Source organism: Aridibaculum aurantiacum, from assembly GCF_017355875.1.
In the GTDB taxonomy this organism is placed as follows: Bacteria; Bacteroidota; Bacteroidia; order Chitinophagales; family Chitinophagaceae; genus Segetibacter; species Segetibacter aurantiacus.
On sequence record NZ_JAFEWC010000001.1, the window covers coordinates 1,305,196 to 1,322,332 of the forward strand.

The window sequence follows — 17,137 nt, forward strand, 5'->3', positions numbered from 1 at the left end:
TTATTGCCAGCTCATTTCTACTAATTCATTAAGCGGTACGGTTTGCTGTTCTCCTTTTGCCAGGTTTTTCACAACAGCCGTTCCGTCTTCTAATTCCTTGCTGCCAATCATTACAGCGTAGGTTATGCCTTTTTTATCGGCATATTTAAATTGCTTATCAAACTTCGACTGCTCGTGGTAGAGCTCGCAACGTATGCCTTTGCCGCGAAGTTGCTGCATCAGTTCAAAGGCTTTCCTGCTTTCGTTTCGACCCAGGTTAAAAAACAACACCTGCGTGCCTGACTGAACAGCTGCCGGGAACAGCTGCAGCTCCTCCATCACATCATAGATCCTGTCTACGCCAAAGCTGATTCCTACACCGGGTACATTAGGTACACCAAACAAGCCTGTAAGATCATCATATCGGCCGCCGCCACCAATGCTACCCATCTGCACGCCTTTGGCCTGTATTTCGAAGATTGTACCAGTATAGTAATTCAGCCCACGAGCCAACGTAAAGTCGGTAACCAGCTGTGTATTGTTTGGCAGCCAACCCAGCAGGAACTGTAATTCTTCTATTCCTTTCTGCCCAAGCTGTGTTCCACCAATGAGTGCTTGCAGTTTCGCCAGGCGCTCTGCATTGTCGTTTCCTTCTATCAGCAGGTATTGTTCTATCACCTTCACCTGTTCTTCATTCAGACCCCGCTGAACTAGTTCTTCCTTTACTTTTTCAATACCTATTTTATCAAGCTTGTCAATGGCTATGGTAATGTCCATCATCTTTTCAGCACCACCACATACCTCGGCAAGTGCTGCCAGTATCTTCCGGTTGTTGATGCGTATTTCCACATCAATACCCAGCTGGGAAAACACCTGGCTGTAAATACTGGTAAGTTCCACCTCGTTCACCAGGCTATTACTGCCTACCACATCTGCATCGCATTGGTAAAATTCGCGGTAGCGCCCTTTTTGAGGCCTATCAGCGCGCCATACCGGTTGTATCTGGTATCGCTTAAACGGCAGTGTAAGCTGCCCGTGGTTCATCGCTACATAACGTGCAAAAGGAATAGTAAGATCATAACGCAGCGCTCTTTCTGTAATGCCTTTGATGCTTTTGCCCTGCAACACTTTTTCAAAATCAGCCTTCACCTGTTCGTGTTTGGCTGCATTGTCCAAGCCGTTGTTCAGTATTTTAAAGATCAGCTTGTCGCCCTCTTCGCCATACTTTCCCATCAGCGTGTCCAGGTTTTCCATCGCTGGTGTTTCAAGAGGTTGGAAGCCATAGAGCTCAAACACATTCCTGATGGTGTCGAAAATATATTTACGCTTGCGTACTACGTCAGCAGAAAAATCCCTCGTTCCTTGTGGTAATCCCGGTTTCAAATTATGAGTTATGAGATGTGAGATAAGATTGTGTACTTGGAAATGATGGCATCGCATGCTTTGTTGATCATGGCGTAAACCTCGTGGTAGCCTTCTTCGCCGCCATACCACGGGTCGGGAACTTCCATGTTCTTTCCCTGGTAAACTTCATTCATCAGCATATCCACTTTTGATGGATCCCATTTGCTGCCAAAGATGCGTTTAGCCTCACGAAGATTTTCGCGGTCCATCACGTATATTTTTTCGAAGCGGTCAATGTCATTTGGCTCCAGTTGCCTGCATACCTGGTCGCAGATATCAAAACCGTTGATCTTCGCTATCTTCTGCGAAAGCTTGTGTGGAGGGCAGCCGGGCTGATGTCCTGAAGTGCCTGCGCTATCGATCGTCCATTGCAAACCTGCCTGCAAAACCTTGTGCCTCAAAACACCCTCTGCCAAAGGACTGCGGCAAATATTGCCAAGGCAAACCATCAAAATTTTCATGGGCGCAAAGATAAGGAGGATAGAGTAGCCGCTGGTGATGGCGAGCCTGCTGATGTGCATTAGAAGTTTTAGGTAACCAGCATTTGATCTATGATCAGCATTAGTTGCGTCGCACACTTGTGCTGTAGATGCTATATTAACCCGGTTGAGGATGTAGCAGCGTTTACTTATTCTCTACATGGTTTTTTAATGCTGTACCCAATATATATTTCCAGCCTTCGTGGAAGTTATTGGTGGCAAACGCTGGCCCATGATGAGCAATCAGCTCCAGTCCTTCATGTGTTAGCTTCACACGTGTTTTATCACCTTCTTCATAAAGTTCCCATGTTACATATGTCTGCTCCTCTTGTCCTTCGTACTGCCAGCTATGACGCAGCTTCTGCTTATCCACCACTTCAATTATGGTGCATAAATGAAGAAATGTTTGTTGTTCGTCTCCACCGGTAAAGGTGAAATGAAAACCTGCTTCCGGTTTAAATTCATCTACTTCAAAATACCACTGCTTCATTTGTGCTTTATCAGTAAGGGCTTGCCATATACGGGAAGCAGGTGCATCAACAACTTGTTCTATTACGAATGGTGGAAGCATGTAGTTTTTGTTTGAAGGATCAATTGATATGATACGCTGTTAAAAGATATAAATCTCATTGCATTAAAAAAGCCCCAAATGAAAATCAATTGGGGCTTGTTAACTATACGAAATGAATTAAAGTGTCTTCAACACATCGTTCATGCTTCTTACTGCATCTGCACTTTTATTGAATGCTTCCTGCTCTTGTTCATTCAGTTTGTAATCCACGATCTTTTCCCATCCGTTGCGGCCAATTACAACCGGCACGCCCAGGCAAATATCATTCTGACCATATTCACCTTCCAGGCTTACGCAGCAGGCAAACAAACGTTTCTCATCGCGAACAATGCTTTCTACCAATGCAGCTCCGGCAGCACCTGGTGCATACCATGCACTTGTTCCAATAAGTTTAGTAAGAGTAGCGCCACCAACCATAGTATCGCTTACTACTTTTTGTTGTTGCTCCTCGCTCAGGAACTGGCTTACCGGAACGCTGTTCCATGTAGCATAGCGGATAAGAGGGATCATAGTTGTATCACCATGTCCGCCAATAACCACAGCATTCAGATCGTTAGGGCTGCAGTTAAGCGCCTGGCTCAGGTAGCATTTAAAACGAGCACTATCAAGAATACCACCCATACCGATGATGCGGTGCTTAGGCAAACCACTGCTTTGCAATGCAAGCATGGTCATAGTATCCATTGGGTTAGAAATAACAATGATGATAGCCTCCGGGGAATGCTTCAAAATATTTTCAGTCACACCTTTCACAATAGAAGCATTGGTACCAATCAGCTCTTCGCGGGTCATACCTGGTTTACGAGGAATACCCGAAGTGATAACTACTACATCACTTCCTGCAGTTTTAGAATAGTCGTTGGTACTACCGGTGATGCGGGTGTCAAAACCAAGCAGCGCAGCGGTTTGAGTAAGATCAAGCGCTTTACCTTCTGCCAGACCTTCTTTGATGTCAAGTATCACTAATTCTTCAGCCAGTTCTTTGCGCGCAATGTTATCCGCACAGGTTGCGCCTACTGCGCCAGCACCTACTACTGTAATTTTCATTGTAATGAAAGGTTTATAATTGAAGAAAATAAATTTGTGCAAATGTAGGGGAAGGCATTTTTAAATAGGATGGGAAGTTGAGCAGGGTTTAGTTGATTAGTCGACAAGTTGATAAGTGATAAGTTGATAAGTAATACCTATTAACCTATCAACCTTTCAACTTATCAACTCCTTGCTCACTTTACCAATCGAAGCAACTCCTCCCAATCAATACCTTTTTCGTAAGCTTTCAAAAAGTTTCCTTTCTTATCGTACAGCGCAGAAAAGGGTGTGAACTTTACCCTATAGAAACGTGTTATGGTGCGTTGTGCATCGCGGCCGATCCTTACATTTCTAAAACGTTCCAGTTTATAATGGTCAGCAAACTTTTTCATTTCATCAAACTCCCTGCTGGTAGCCATTACGATCTGCAGGTTTTTCAGGCTGTTCATTTTTCCGATCATCTCTTCTGTCTCTATCATGCAATGGCCGCAGTCGGGGCTGAAGTATAACAGCAATACAGGTTTGTTTTCTTGCAACTGGCTTTTGCTAAACCAACTGCTGTCGGGTGTTTGAATGCTGAAAGTAGGCAGGTAAGGTATGCGGAGGTAAGGAGGAATAGTATCAGTATTGGCTTTTGCACGATGATTATGCAAAGAATCAGATTGTCCATATCCTATGAAACTGCAAGCAAGTAAAAGTAAAATCATCGTTATCCTCATTCGGCTACATTTTATGATGTGATGCATATGCATGTAAAAGTAAGCCGGCCTGATTGTTATCAGTGTTTGCCGATAAGAAAAAAGTAGTTTCGCGGCGTATCACTACTTTTGCGCCACTTATACTAAAACTATTATTTTGATGAATTTCAATCTAACCCAAATACCGCAAAGAGAAGCTAAGCCAAGAGATCGTGGATTAACCATGGTGATGGATAAAGGGTTGAGCATAAACGAAGCTAAGAACCTGATAAGCGTTGGTGGACCACATATCGATATTGTAAAACTTGGATTTGGTACTGCTTTCGTTACACCTAATTTAAGAGAGAAGATTGAAGTATACCAGCAGGCAGGGCTTCCGGTTTATTTTGGCGGAACTTTATTTGAAGCTTTTCTTATTCGCAACCAGTTTGAAGAATACATAGCAATGGTGAAGGATTACAACATTCACCATATGGAAGTAAGTGATGGTTCTATCACTATACCGCATGCAGAAAAGTGTGGCTATATTGAAAAACTTACCAAACACGGAACTGTACTAAGTGAAGTTGGTAGTAAAGATGCTGCTCATATCATTCCTCCGTATAAGTGGATAGAACTTATGCGTGCTGAACTGGAGGCAGGATCATCGTATGTGATTGCTGAAGCACGTGAAGCAGGTAATGTGGGTATATATCGCGGATCGGGTGAGGTGCGTGAGGGACTGGTACAGGAAATACTGACACAGATACCGGAAGAAAAGATCATTTGGGAAGCGCCACAAAAAGCACAGCAGCTATACTTCCTTGAATTGATTGGCTGCAACGTAAATCTTGGAAATATTGCACCTTCAGAAGTTATTCCTTTAGAGGCAATGCGTATTGGCTTACGTGGCGACACCTTCCATTTATACCTTACAAAAGAAAATGCATAGTGCGAAGATTCGGCCTCATAGGATTTCCATTATCACATAGTTTTTCACCTGCTTTTTTTGCAGATAAATTTCAGCGTGAAGGAATTACTGATGCCGTGTACGAAGCATTTCCACTAGCCAATATTGAAGATCTAAAACAACTTCTGGCAGATAATCCCGGCATTGTTGGTTTAAATGTTACCATACCATACAAGAAAAAGGTCATTCGTTTTTTAACGGAAGGTAATGATGCAGTAAAGCAAACGGTAGCATGTAATTGCATCAAGATAAAAGATGGTAAGTTGTTTGGCTACAATACAGACATCATCGGGTTTCAGAAAAGTTTGATCCCGCATCTGCAGCCTCACCACAATAAAGCATTGATACTAGGTACAGGTGGAGCGGCGCAGGCTGTGGAGTATGTACTAAAGCAACTAAACATCAGCTATGTATTTGTAAGCCGCAACAAAGTGGGCAAGGCAAACTGCATAAACTATTCTGATGTAAATGAAAGTTGGATGAGCATTTACAAACTGGTCATCAATACTACACCAGCGGGACAGTTTCCCAATATTGGTGAGTGTCCGCCTTTGCCTTATAAGTACATCACCAACCAACATTACTTTTACGATCTGTTGTATAATCCTGCAGAAACTTTGTTTCTAAAGCAGGCAAGGCAACAAGGAGCTATTGTAAAAAATGGAGAAGAGATGCTGCACTTACAGGCAGAGGAAAGTTGGAAAATATGGAATGATGAAACGAAATAAGTAACTAAAGAAGATATATAAAGCATGTAGTGAATAACTACATGCTTTTTTATTTGGTCATTCTTTCAATAGCTTCAGCAGGAACAGCTACTTTTTTCTTCTGCTGGTAATCGAAGCACAGCATACCTGTTTTTACTTTGCCTGCTGTTATCATTTTATCAGGTGTAATTATCTCCAGGAGGTAGTAGATATCAAATCCTAACCTGTCGAAGCCGCCGGCTGCTACAGATATTTTTACTTCGTTCCCGTAATTCAATTCGGCCTTGTATTCAATGGCTACGTCAGCCATTATCAGGCTTACTCCGCCAACATTCATTTCGCTATAGCCAAAGTGATGCAGGAATTGCTGCCTTGCTTCATGTACCAGCGACAAAAATGAGTCGTTGCCTACATGACCACCATAATTGAGGTCAGTTATTCGTATACGTATGTTAGTGCTGAATGGAAATTCTCCCGGCAGTTGAACCTTTACTCTTTCCATCCTGCATTAAGAAAAATAGAAGAATAAGCACAAAACAACAGAGAGGCCAAAAGTAGTAATAAACAGCCCTTGCTTTTTTGCAGGCTTGGCAGGAGCATAACCAACGGCAACATTCGCTGCCTTAGCCTGATCCTGTTCATCCAATATCTTTTCAATATTTCTCCAGATATGCGGAGGAGGTACAGCAAATTGTTCAGTCATGGTCGGATTAGGAATGGAAGACTTTAAAAAATGGTTTTTAGAATCGTTGTCTTTCAAATTGGAGGGATGAAAAACCTGCTCGCCGGTTACTACAGGCTTAACAGTGTTGGTGGTATTTTTCCTTTTCATGGTCAAAGCCTTTATTGAAGAAAGGTTCACACCCCTGTAAATGTCTTTCTTCAGAAGGTTAATTAATAATGCAGAATTAACCGCATTTATTGTACAGACGCCAGTGTTTTTAATAAGGTTGCAGTTTTGTTGCCAAGGTTCTATAAAAGGGATAGTTAATTCCCATGCAGGGAAAGATATGCCAGTAATTGTGCGATCGCCTTCTTCCTGTGGCTGTATGTATTCTTTTCTTGTAGCGACATTTCCGCAAATGTCATTTCAGCACCATCAGGTACAAAAATGGGATCGTATCCAAATCCGGCATCGCCACGTGGCTGCTCTATGATCTTGCCTTCGCAGATGCCTTCAAACTGGTGTTCCTTTCCATCCATGATGAGCGAAACAATGGTACGAAAACGTGCTTTACGATTTGCCTGGCCATTAAGTAAACGGAGAACCTTTTCAATATTATCTGCTGATGATTTGTTCTCGCCTGCATACCGTGCACTACGTACGCCAGGTTCTCCTCTTAATGCTGCTACCTCTAGTCCTGTGTCTTCACTAAAACAATCTTTTCCTGTAAGGCGGTAGATCGTCTCCGACTTTTCACGGGCATTTGCTTCAAGAGTAGCATGTGGTTCTGGAATATCTATATCAATACCTGCTGCTTTTAGCGATAGCACATTATATAGGTCGCCCACCAGGTTCTCTACCTCGTATATCTTATTACTGTTATTGGTCGCAAAGATGATTGTCCTCATGTGCAAGGTTTGGTTCCCGAGAACAACAATTATTCCATTAGCTGGTTAGACCGAATATTTTTTGCAGGCTGATCCACAATTTTGTCTTCAGCACCTTTGCATCTTGACTAGGTAGGTTAATATTATTAAGAGCTGGAGCCTTCAAGAATTGAATGTCGCCATGCGATTGCGGTTGGAAATCCGGGAAGGCAAAAGGAAGTTTGATGGCAGCCGGTTCTACATCAAAAAGTATTACATGCTTTGGCTTCAATTCTGATAGGAGAGCATTGTATTGCACCGGCTGTTGGTCTGTATTTACAATGGCTATATCCGCAAGGTTAAGCTGGCATGCCTTCAAAACATTCGTTAAAAATTGAAGGTCACTTTCCGTTACAAATGCAGCGTCAGAAGATTTAACGAGGATAGCCACATTACGTTTGTTTTCTCCCAGGTACTTCAATGCGGTTTTTTCTGCAACTGCTTCTTGTTTAGCCACTTCTACGGGAGCCGCCGTTACTGTAGTAGCCGGTGAAACTTCGATATTTTCTAACTCTACCAAACAATCTTTGTATAAATCTGCAAGTAAGAATTCTGGCAATTGAATATTCTCAAAACTCATTGGGGGATGACTTTTAGTTGACCTGACCGGGCAATTTTGATTTACTTTGCAGCAAATTTAGTTATTATGATTGCAGCCATGGATATTAATGTTCAGAAGGTGAGTACAAGTAAGCTAAACACTATGTCGTTGGAGAATCTTCCTTTCGGAAAGTACTACACCGACCATATGTTAGAAGCTGATTATGAGGATGGAGAATGGAAGAACATTGAGATCAAACCTTACCAACCACTATTGTTGGAACCCTCTACTGCCGCTATACATTATGGCCAGGCTATTTTTGAAGGTATAAAAGCGTACAAAGATCCCGCAGGTAATGCTTTTATCTTCAGACCACACGACAATTACAAGCGTTTCAATCTTTCAGCAGAGAGAATGCAAATGCCTGCAGTGCCTGAAGACATTTTTATGGAAGGCATGCGTATGCTGGTAGATATTGATAAGAACTGGATCCCTTCACAGGAAGACCACTCTTTATATATCCGCCCGTTCATGTTCAGCACCGACCCGGTGATAGGAGTGAAGCCTTCAGAGAAATACAAATTCATGATCATCCTAAGTCCAACTGGTCCTTACTACAATAAGCCAATGCGGATTTATGTAGAAGAAAAATATACACGTGCTGCTCCTGGCGGTATAGGTTATGCTAAAGCCGCAGGTAACTACGGCGCAAGTATGCTGGCAACAACCGAAGCAAAAAACAAAGGTTACGACCAGGTGCTTTGGACGGATGCTTTCGAGCATAAATATGTCCAGGAGATTGGAACCATGAATGTATTCTTCATCATTGGAGATAAAGCATACACGCCTGAGCTTACTTTGGGAACCATACTAGGAGGTGTAACCCGCGATAGTTCTATCACCATCCTGCGCGAAATGGGCTTCGAGGTTATCGATACAGAACGTGTTCACATCGACAACCTGATTGAGGCTCACAAAGCAGGTGCACTGTTTGAAGTATTTGGTACAGGTACTGCCGCCACCATTACACTTATACAAGAATTGCGTTACAAGGATTATGTAATGGAGTTTGATACAAATAAATGGAGGATAGCACCAGAATTGAAAAAGCGATTGAACGACATCCGCTACGGAAAAACTGCCGATAATCACGGCTGGATGTACAAGATCTAGAAATAATAGAATAATAGTACTGGCTTCACTTTACCAGTGAAGCCAGTTGTTTTTTTACCATACGCGGTAAATTTTTGTTAGGGTGTGAAAAATTGATTGAAAACATTTTTGTTATTACCAACTTCACCCTTACCTTTGCCGTCCGAAAAAATATAAAAGGTTACAAATGCCTACAATACAGCAATTAGTTAGAAAAGGTAGAGAAATCATCAAAGCAAAGAGCAAATCAAGAGCTCTTGATGCTTGTCCTCAACGTCGTGGTGTGTGTACTAGGGTATATACAACAACTCCAAAGAAGCCAAACTCAGCTCTTCGTAAAGTAGCTAAAGTTCGTTTGACAAATAAAGTAGAGGTTATTGCCTACATCCCAGGTGAAGGTCACAACCTGCAAGAGCACTCTATCGTATTGATCCGTGGTGGTCGTGTGAAAGATTTACCAGGTGTTCGTTACCACATCGTTCGTGGTAGCCTTGATACTGCCGGTGTAAAAGACCGTAAGCAGTCTCGTTCTAAATACGGAACTAAGAAAGAAAAAGCAAAGAAGTAGTACAGTAGTAAGATCTAAGTTACCGACCTGGTAAAAAAGGTTAGAAACACTATCGCTTACTCTATACTCAGATTTTTATAACACTTAAGCAGCAGAAGCTGCAATAAATAAGAAACCATGCGTAAAACGCAACCGAAAAAGATCCCCCTGGCGCCAGATCCAAAGTTTAACGACAAACTGGTTACCCGTTTTGTAAACAACCTGATGTGGGAAGGAAAGAAGAGCATCGCACTTACTATTTTCTACGATGCACTTGATAAAGTAGCAAAGCAAACAGGTGAAGATGGATACGAGATCTGGAAAAGAGCATTGCAGAATGTAACACCTGGAGTAGAAGTACGTAGCCGTCGTATCGGTGGTGCTACTTTCCAAATTCCTTCTGAGGTTCGTCCTGATCGTAAGGTTTCTCTAAGCATCAAATGGTTGATCCGCTTTAGCCGCGAAAGAAATGGTCGCAGCATGGCTGAGAAACTTGCTAACGAGATCGTTGCAGCTAGCAAAGGTGAAGGTGGCGCTTTCAAAAAGAAAGAAGATACACACCGTATGGCTGAAGCGAACAAAGCGTTCTCTCACTTCAAAGTTTAATTACAATAGCATTTGTATACCACCCAACCCTGGCTTTTGCCGGGGTTTTTGTTTTTCATCTAAGCAAGAAGTTAAGTAAGATGATGTAGCCAGCATTGGCACATTTTTCAGCTTTTCTTGCGTCGCACACTTGTACGGTTTGTTCGCTATTCAGCCAATCCGCATCACCTGTTTACTCTGCAGAATAAGATACTTTTGCGCCACTAATCAATTACCCTTTGCAACATCACCTACCACAGCAGCTATTGCACGACCTAGAAGGCTTACCCGGTTTTGATGAACAGTCATTCATTGATGTGCATACTAGCAAGGAACAGGTAACATCGGTGCGGCTAAACCCGGCCAAGCCCATTACAGCTGATCATTTCGCTGGTTCAGAGCAAGTGCCATGGTGCGAATATGGCAGGTATTTACCTGCACGTCCATCCTTCACGCTCGATCCTGTTTTTCATGGAGGAGCTTATTATGTGCAGGAAGCAAGCTCCATGTTTCTGCATCATGTTATCAGGCAGGTTTATACAGATGAGCAGCCGAGGCATGTATTGGATCTTTGCGGGGCACCAGGTGGTAAGAGTACACTTGTAGCCGCAGCTTTACCCAATAGCTTCATTGTTTCCAACGAGGTAATAAAGACGCGTGTAAGCGTGCTGGCAGAAAACATCAGCAAGTGGGGCAGCGAACATGTAGTTGTTACGAACAACGATCCCAAAGATTTTACTCGTCTCCCTGCTTTCTTTGACCTGATGGTAGTGGATGCGCCCTGCAGTGGCAGCGGGCTTTTTAGAAAAGATCCTGCAGCTATAGAAGAATGGAGCGAGAACAATGTACAAATGTGCAGCCTGCGCCAACAACGCATACTTACCGATGCCATTCCTTCGCTACGTCGTGATGGTTACCTGATTTACAGCACGTGCAGTTATAGCAAACAAGAAAACGAAGACATCTGCGACTGGATCGTTGACACGTTCAGACTAACACCTGTAGCCGTAGCTACAGAACCAGGATGGGGTGTCACAGAAACTATTTCACCAGTTCATGGTGCCAGCGGCTATCGTTTTTACCCTGATAAAGTAAAAGGAGAAGGTCTTTTTATCGCTTGTTTCAGGCAAGAGAATCCTGTAGAAGAATACTATGCACCTGCAAATAAATTGCAACTACTAACCAGAAATGAACAGGAGCAGGTAAATTCCTGGCTGCAGGAGCCGGAAGCATCAACCCTTTTTGTACAAAAAGAAAATATAGTAGCCATTCCTGCTAGGTGGGCTGAGTCGTTTGCAATCGTTCAGAAAAATTTATCTGTACGAAAATCTGGTGTGGCCATCGGCAACTTCAAAGGAAAAGATCTTATTCCTCATCATGAATTTGCCTTGTCGTCTTTGCTTCACCAACACATTGTTGTTGCAGACCTGGACAAGGAAGAAGCCTTACGTTATCTAAAGCGCCAGGACCTTGTTTTATCTACTGCCCAAAAAGGTTGGTCGTTAATGCGTCACCAGGGAATAAACCTAGGCTGGGCAAAGGTTTTACCCACACGGGTTAATAACTATTACCCCACCAACTGGAGGATTTTAATACCTTAACTTCGCCCCGTTTTTTAAAACTTACATGTAACCTATTTGCAGCCATGAAAAAGTTGTTATTCACCCTTCTGTTTTTTTATACAACATCCCTTTTTGCACAAAAAGCAAATGTGCTGGTAGAAGGCATCACGCCAAACCTTTACCTGACGCACATTGTGTCACCTAAAGAAAACTTCTACAGCATTGGGAGGATCTATAATCAACATCCAAAAGCTATTGCTTCTTTCAATCACACTACATTAGAAAAAGGACTGGCTATTGGGCAGACATTGAAAATACCGCTTACACCAGCCAATTTTGATGTAACAGGTGCACCAACTCCCGATGAAACCCTGGTGCCTGTGTACCATGTGGTAACTAAGAATGAAACGCTTTTCAGGATAGGTAACAACCATGCTACGCCTCTTGAAAACCTAAGGCAGTGGAATAAGCTTTCTTCTGATGTAATTGAAGTAGGGGCGCCACTGGTGGTAGGTAATCTTCGGGTAAAGAAGGAGCACGAAACAGCTTTCCGCGCTATACCAGCTTCTGATGTAAAGTTTGATATAGTCGCTACTACAGCAGCTACCACAGCTCCTGTTGCGGGTGTAGTAACACAGGAAACTGTAGCGGCCAAACCTGCAGATGAAGCACAGGAGCAAAAGGAAACAGTGAAACCAGTTTCAGAACAGCCGGTAGCAAAGGCAGCAGACGTAGTAGTCCCTCCAGCAAGTGAAACTGTAGCTAATACTGCGGCTAATGATACAATAAAGCAGGTGGAGATTATTGCAGAAAAAGCAGCTGTTACAGAAAAACCAGCTGTTGCAGAAAAAACAGAACCTGTAGCGGTTGTAACAGAAAAGAAACAAGAAGAGCCTGTAGTGGAAAAGGTTCAACCTAAAGATGCGCCTGTACAAGCTCCTTCTACATCAGTAAGTACATCTTCTATGGCTACAGCAGGTGGCGTGGCTAGCGATGAAGGCGCATTTAGCCCCTTTTACAATGCAGATGCGGCTGATAAATCTTTGGTGAATAAAGCAGGTGATGCAGGCACATTTAAGTCAACAAGTGGCTGGCAGGATAAGAAGTACTATGTACTGATGAATGATATACCTGCTGGTACTATTGTGAAGATCAGTTCAACGCAGGATAAGGTGATTTATGCTAAAGTGCTGGGTGCTTTACCTGAAACAAAAGAAAGTAACAACATGCTGCTGCGTATGAACAATGCAGCTGCCAATTACCTGGGTATTATTGATCCAAAATTCCCGGTGCAGGTAACGTATTACCAGTAGTTGGTGTAGCTAAAAGACAAGCGGCTCTTGCAGAACAAGAGCCGCTTTTTTTATATTCTGTATAACATCATGCACCGCTTCTAAATCCTCTCAGGAAATCTTCAACCAACATCCGTTTCTTTCCCTCAAGCTGTAGCTCCGTTACATGAACATAACCGTCTGTACAAGCAAACTTTAGGTAGGTTTTGCTGTCGGTGGTCCATTCTCCAGGAGCAATGGAAGGATTGGTAATTTCTTTTTTGCTTTTGTAGATCTTTAGCACCTTTTCCTGCAGTCGGGAAAGTGCCCCGGGAAAAGGGGATAGGCCGCGAATTAGGTTGTGGATGTGATTGCAGCTGCTATTCCAGTTGATGGTGCAGGTTTCGGTGAATATCTTAGGTGCATGCTTTAGTTCAGCCGTTGCAAATGAAACTTGTGGCACTTCCTGTAGGCTTCCTTCTGCAAGTCCTTTAACTGTAGTAACTAAAAGTTGAGCGCCTACTTCTTTCATCCGGTCATGTATTTCACCAGCTGTTTCATCTTCTCCTATAGCTATCTTCTCCTGCAGCAGGATATCGCCTGTATCTATTTCATGCTTTAGTTTAAAAGTTGTTACGCCTGTTTCTTTCTCTCCATTGATTATTGCCCAATTAATAGGAGCAGCACCGCGGTACTGTGGCAGTAGCGATCCATGCACATTGATAGTGCCCAATGGCGGCATGTTCCAAACAACTTCGGGTAGCATGCGAAAAGCAACCACCACCTGCAGGTCGGCCTTCAGCGCTTGAAGCTCTTCAATGAAAGCAGGATTTTTCAGCTTCTCCGGCTGCAGTACGTTAAGACCTTTTTCTACTGCATATGTTTTTACTGCACTTTGGGTAAGCTTCATGCCGCGACCAGCAGGTTTATCAGGTGCGGTTACTACAGCTACAATATTGCATCCTGCATTCACCAAAGCATCTAGTGATGCAACAGCAAATTCAGGTGTGCCCATGAAAATTATGCGGAGAGAGGTGTGGTTCATGTGTTGGTGGTTGACACGTAGGTTGATAGGTTGATAGGTTGTTGATGGTTAATAAATTGAGAAGTTCATGAGTTGATAAGTTGATAGGTTGATAAGGAAAGCCATTAGTGCGTTCACCTGGCTATACATATCAACTTATCAACTAGTCAACTTATTAACCTCATTCAAAATCAGGATACATCAAATACTTCTTTCTTTTCTTCTTGAAAGCTTCCAGTTGTGGTTGCCAGCTTGCTCTTATTTCTTCCTCGCTTTTACCATCTTTTATTTGCTGCATCAGCTCAGCATTTCCTGCTAGTTTGTTGAAGAAAAAGTCATTGGGCTGCAAATTATTTTTCTTTGGCGAAAGGAAAAACTCTTCCTTGTTTGGGTAAAGCTTATAAGCCTCCAGCAAATATTTCAGTTGTAGTTTTTTAGCAGGTAATGGTTCATTGGTCACATTCCATCCATAACATAGCTTATTTTCAAGCTTTGGATTTTTTGCACCCTCACGACTGGTAGGCGTAAAAGCATACAAATTTTTTGGTAAGGATGGATGACCGAAAACCTGGAAAGGGTGGTCTGTACCGCGACCTTCACTCAATACTGTTCCTTCAAAAAAGCAAGTGGATGGATACCATGCCACGCTGCCAGCATCAGGTAAATTAGGTGAAGGCTTCACCGGCAGTTCGTACCTGCTGCTATGGGTATAGTTCCTGTTTTTGATAACGGTGATTTTTGGCGGAGCACCATCTTCAATGTCTTTGTTCAATGCGTTATTCACCATGTCCATCATCATTTTTGCCATGATATTCTTATCAAACAATCCTTCGCCCACCAGGAAGTTAGCATACTCGCCAATGGTCATTCCATACACTACAGGAACAGCTTGCATACCTACAAAACTTCTGAAGGTGGTATCTAGTACGGGCCCATCTACATAATGTCCATTAGGATTTGGACGGTCCAAAATGATCAAAGGTTTCTTATGTTCAATGGCAGCTTCCATAAAGTCTTGCAGCGAAGAGATGTAAGTATAAAACCGCACACCTACATCCTGTATGTCAAACAGCAGGATGTCAACATTAGCGAGATCTTCTGCCGTTGGCTTCCTCTTTTTTCCATATAATGAAACCACCTGGATGCCTGTTTGCTTATCAGTGTAATTGGCTACTTTTTCACCGGCATCGGCAGTGCCTCTAAAGCCATGTTCAGGGCCAAATATCATTGTGATGCTGATGCCAGCACGCTTCAAGGAATCTACCAGGTGAACATTGCCAATGGTGGAAGTGTGGTTGGCAAATACACCTACTCGTTTGCCTTTTAATAAAGGAAAATATTCTGCAGTATTGGTAGCACCGGGTAAAATAGCTTTTTGAGAAGTAACAGCTGCCAGTCGAACGGTGCTACTTGTTTTAGCCTTGGTCGCAGGTGCGGATTTTTGCTTTTTATTCGCCTGGCCATTTGCTGCCACAAATAATAACATGCTGGCATATAGTAACATCTGTTTCATTCTACAACATTTATTGTAGTGCAAGTAAAGTAAAAAACATACCGTAGTTGGGGAATAATAGTTTTAATTTGCCGGTTTAACATTCAGTATTGTTCCGTCTTCTTTGTTCGTGTAGATAATATTGGCGGCCGATCTTTATTTTAAAATGCAAGCTGTATCGCCACTCTTAGGTAAAATAGGAGGTTGTGCAAACACTTGTTTATGAAGCGCATTTTCATTCAATGATCCAGGAGTGACATGCCTTTGCAACTATGAAAACCTGTAGATTTTTCAAATAATCTTAGATACAACAATACAGGCATCTGCCGCCTTTATGAATTTCTAATGGCAAGATTGTTGTGCCGCTGTTCTATACAGGCTGCAATAACCAGCATAGAAAAACATGAAGTATTTTCTAAATTGAACAAACAACTAAACACATGCAACAAGTACAAAGTGGTGATAAAGTAAAAGTGCATTATCACGGCAAATTAACTGACGGTTCTACATTCGATAGCAGTGAAGGCCGCGAGCCGCTGGAGTTTGAAGTGGGAAGCGGGCAGGTTATACCAGGTTTCGACAGTGGCGTTACTGGTATGAGTGTTGGCGAAAAAAAGACCATCAACATCCCGGTGGATGAGGCTTATGGACCTAAGCAGGACGAACTGGTAATGGAGTTTCCAAGAGATCGTTTCCCGGCTGATATGGTACCGGAAGTAGGTATGCAACTGAACATGAGCAATGGCGCAGGACAAAATTTTCCAGTTGTTATTCGCGAAGTACAGGAAGCAACAGTTTTGCTTGATGCAAATCATCCACTTGCCGGCGAAGACCTGGTATTCGACCTTGAACTGGTTGAGATCGTAGGTAAAAAGCCTTTGATCATTACTCCGTAGATAATTCAAAAGTCAAAAATCAAAAGTCAAAAGGGAAGCTCTGGTTTCCCTTTTGACTTTTGATATATATACTATCTTCTACTCGTTCTCCTGTTGAGCCACCAGCCAAGCCACAATCCTGCAAGAGCCCATCCCACCAGCAGGTCAATCAATTCGCCACGGAGTACAGGCCACGGCAGTTCCCACCAAATATTTTGCGGGTACCATGCGGTAACAAAAACAAATATGCCTGCAGCTATACTTTTGAAGAATACGCTGGAGAAGCTTCCCGGGTTTTTGCCTACGATCCAAATAAACAAAAGCACAGAAAGAAACATGGTAGTGAATTGTCTTGTCATCAGCATGCCCATCTGGCGGCTGTCGTACGAGCGGTGGAAGTTGATGATCGCCCATGGCTTGCCATGATGTTGCTTTTCAAAATTTTCCATGTCTTCAGGTGTAGCATCGGGGTTCAGGTCTGGCAGGTAGTACTGTCCGTCTGCTGGTAAATTGCTGGAAAGCGTAGCAAGAATGGCATCACTATTAGGTGCCGGTTTTAGTCCCTCGTAATGGTATTTAAAAACCATACGGGCAGCACCTTGCCAGCCAAAGATGAGGATAGCGCCAACAAGAGCGCCAATGAGTAATCTTTTCATTTAATGGGGTTTTAGTATAGGAAATA

At 42.9% G+C, this 17,137-nt stretch carries 20 protein-coding genes; 8 read left to right on the top strand and 12 right to left on the bottom strand.

What is annotated here, in order from left to right:
* The 5 genes from hisS to J4N22_RS05335 all read right to left on the bottom strand — a co-directional run bounded on the left by hisS (nucleotide 1) and on the right by J4N22_RS05335 (nucleotide 4,181).
* The gene (gene hisS / locus J4N22_RS05315; RefSeq protein WP_242692062.1) at nucleotides 1–1,362 is read right to left on the bottom strand and encodes a histidine--tRNA ligase; all 1,362 of its coding nucleotides are present in this window, start codon (nucleotides 1,360–1,362) and stop codon (nucleotides 1–3) included.
* A gap of 8 nt (nucleotides 1,363–1,370) precedes the next feature.
* The gene (locus J4N22_RS05320; RefSeq protein WP_242692063.1) at nucleotides 1,371–1,904 is read right to left on the bottom strand and encodes a low molecular weight protein-tyrosine-phosphatase; all 534 of its coding nucleotides are present in this window, start codon (nucleotides 1,902–1,904) and stop codon (nucleotides 1,371–1,373) included.
* A gap of 103 nt (nucleotides 1,905–2,007) precedes the next feature.
* Entirely contained in the window at nucleotides 2,008–2,433 is a 426-nt protein-coding gene (locus J4N22_RS05325; protein ID WP_207492659.1) for an SRPBCC family protein, read from the bottom strand.
* 117 nt (nucleotides 2,434–2,550) lie between these two features.
* Entirely contained in the window at nucleotides 2,551–3,480 is a 930-nt protein-coding gene (mdh, locus tag J4N22_RS05330; protein WP_207492660.1) for a malate dehydrogenase, read from the bottom strand.
* Between the two features lie 176 nt (nucleotides 3,481–3,656).
* Nucleotides 3,657–4,181, bottom strand: coding sequence for a peroxiredoxin family protein (locus J4N22_RS05335; RefSeq protein ID WP_207492661.1), 525 nt, complete (start codon nucleotides 4,179–4,181; stop codon nucleotides 3,657–3,659).
* 139 nt (nucleotides 4,182–4,320) lie between these two features.
* On the opposite strand from J4N22_RS05335, the gene J4N22_RS05340 reads away from it, so the two are divergent.
* Both J4N22_RS05340 and aroE read left to right on the top strand, forming a co-directional pair.
* Nucleotides 4,321–5,091, top strand: coding sequence for a phosphosulfolactate synthase (locus J4N22_RS05340; protein WP_207492662.1), 771 nt, complete (start codon nucleotides 4,321–4,323; stop codon nucleotides 5,089–5,091).
* Complete coding sequence (gene aroE, locus J4N22_RS05345) at nucleotides 5,091–5,837, top strand: shikimate dehydrogenase (RefSeq protein ID WP_207492663.1); 747 nt, start codon at nucleotides 5,091–5,093, stop codon at nucleotides 5,835–5,837. Before J4N22_RS05340 ends, aroE begins: the two co-directional genes overlap by 1 nt.
* 49 nt (nucleotides 5,838–5,886) lie before the next feature.
* Here aroE and J4N22_RS05350 read toward each other — a convergent pair whose 3' ends face one another.
* From J4N22_RS05350 to J4N22_RS05365, 4 genes are all read right to left on the bottom strand, one after another.
* A complete protein-coding gene (locus J4N22_RS05350; protein ID WP_207492664.1) occupies nucleotides 5,887–6,318 on the bottom strand; it encodes an acyl-CoA thioesterase in 432 nt (143 codons plus the stop codon).
* A 6-nt stretch (nucleotides 6,319–6,324) separates the two neighbouring features.
* Entirely contained in the window at nucleotides 6,325–6,648 is a 324-nt protein-coding gene (locus J4N22_RS05355; RefSeq protein WP_207492665.1) for a hypothetical protein, read from the bottom strand.
* A gap of 155 nt (nucleotides 6,649–6,803) precedes the next feature.
* Nucleotides 6,804–7,388 (bottom strand): RdgB/HAM1 family non-canonical purine NTP pyrophosphatase, encoded by a 585-nt coding sequence (gene rdgB / locus J4N22_RS05360; RefSeq protein ID WP_207492666.1) that lies wholly within the window; start codon nucleotides 7,386–7,388, stop codon nucleotides 6,804–6,806.
* 37 nt (nucleotides 7,389–7,425) lie between these two features.
* A complete protein-coding gene (locus J4N22_RS05365; RefSeq protein ID WP_207492667.1) occupies nucleotides 7,426–7,986 on the bottom strand; it encodes a hypothetical protein in 561 nt (186 codons plus the stop codon).
* A gap of 66 nt (nucleotides 7,987–8,052) precedes the next feature.
* Here J4N22_RS05365 and J4N22_RS05370 point away from each other — a divergent pair, with 66 nt between their 5' ends.
* The 5 genes from J4N22_RS05370 to J4N22_RS05390 all read left to right on the top strand — a co-directional run bounded on the left by J4N22_RS05370 (nucleotide 8,053) and on the right by J4N22_RS05390 (nucleotide 13,106).
* Nucleotides 8,053–9,120 carry a branched-chain amino acid aminotransferase gene (locus J4N22_RS05370; RefSeq protein ID WP_207492668.1) on the top strand — a complete coding sequence of 356 codons (1,068 nt, stop codon included), beginning with the start codon at nucleotides 8,053–8,055 and terminating at the stop codon, nucleotides 9,118–9,120.
* A 166-nt stretch (nucleotides 9,121–9,286) separates the two neighbouring features.
* On the top strand, nucleotides 9,287–9,667 hold the full coding sequence (gene rpsL, locus J4N22_RS05375) for a 30S ribosomal protein S12 (RefSeq protein WP_207492669.1): 381 nt from the start codon (nucleotides 9,287–9,289) through the stop codon (nucleotides 9,665–9,667).
* Nucleotides 9,668–9,784: 117 nt separating this feature from the next.
* Nucleotides 9,785–10,252 (top strand): 30S ribosomal protein S7, encoded by a 468-nt coding sequence (gene rpsG, locus J4N22_RS05380; RefSeq protein ID WP_207492670.1) that lies wholly within the window; start codon nucleotides 9,785–9,787, stop codon nucleotides 10,250–10,252.
* Between the two features lie 218 nt (nucleotides 10,253–10,470).
* Nucleotides 10,471–11,832: a methyltransferase RsmF C-terminal domain-like protein gene (locus J4N22_RS05385; RefSeq protein ID WP_207492671.1), complete on the top strand. Its 1,362-nt coding sequence runs from the start codon at nucleotides 10,471–10,473 to the stop codon at nucleotides 11,830–11,832.
* A 44-nt stretch (nucleotides 11,833–11,876) separates the two neighbouring features.
* A complete protein-coding gene (locus J4N22_RS05390) occupies nucleotides 11,877–13,106 on the top strand; it encodes a LysM peptidoglycan-binding domain-containing protein (protein ID WP_207492672.1) in 1,230 nt (409 codons plus the stop codon).
* Nucleotides 13,107–13,173: 67 nt separating this feature from the next.
* Here the strand turns inward: J4N22_RS05390 and fmt are convergent, their stop codons facing one another.
* Together fmt and J4N22_RS05400 are read right to left on the bottom strand one after the other, a co-directional pair.
* Entirely contained in the window at nucleotides 13,174–14,109 is a 936-nt protein-coding gene (gene fmt / locus J4N22_RS05395) for a methionyl-tRNA formyltransferase (RefSeq protein WP_242692064.1), read from the bottom strand.
* 160 nt (nucleotides 14,110–14,269) lie between these two features.
* Complete coding sequence (locus J4N22_RS05400; RefSeq protein WP_242692065.1) at nucleotides 14,270–15,601, bottom strand: exo-beta-N-acetylmuramidase NamZ family protein; 1,332 nt, start codon at nucleotides 15,599–15,601, stop codon at nucleotides 14,270–14,272.
* Nucleotides 15,602–16,020: 419 nt separating this feature from the next.
* On the opposite strand from J4N22_RS05400, the gene J4N22_RS05405 reads away from it, so the two are divergent.
* The gene (locus J4N22_RS05405; RefSeq protein WP_207492673.1) at nucleotides 16,021–16,476 is read left to right on the top strand and encodes an FKBP-type peptidyl-prolyl cis-trans isomerase; all 456 of its coding nucleotides are present in this window, start codon (nucleotides 16,021–16,023) and stop codon (nucleotides 16,474–16,476) included.
* A 71-nt stretch (nucleotides 16,477–16,547) separates the two neighbouring features.
* Here J4N22_RS05405 and J4N22_RS05410 read toward each other — a convergent pair whose 3' ends face one another.
* Nucleotides 16,548–17,111, bottom strand: coding sequence for a hypothetical protein (locus J4N22_RS05410; protein ID WP_207492674.1), 564 nt, complete (start codon nucleotides 17,109–17,111; stop codon nucleotides 16,548–16,550).
* Nucleotides 17,112–17,137 lie beyond the last annotated feature (26 nt).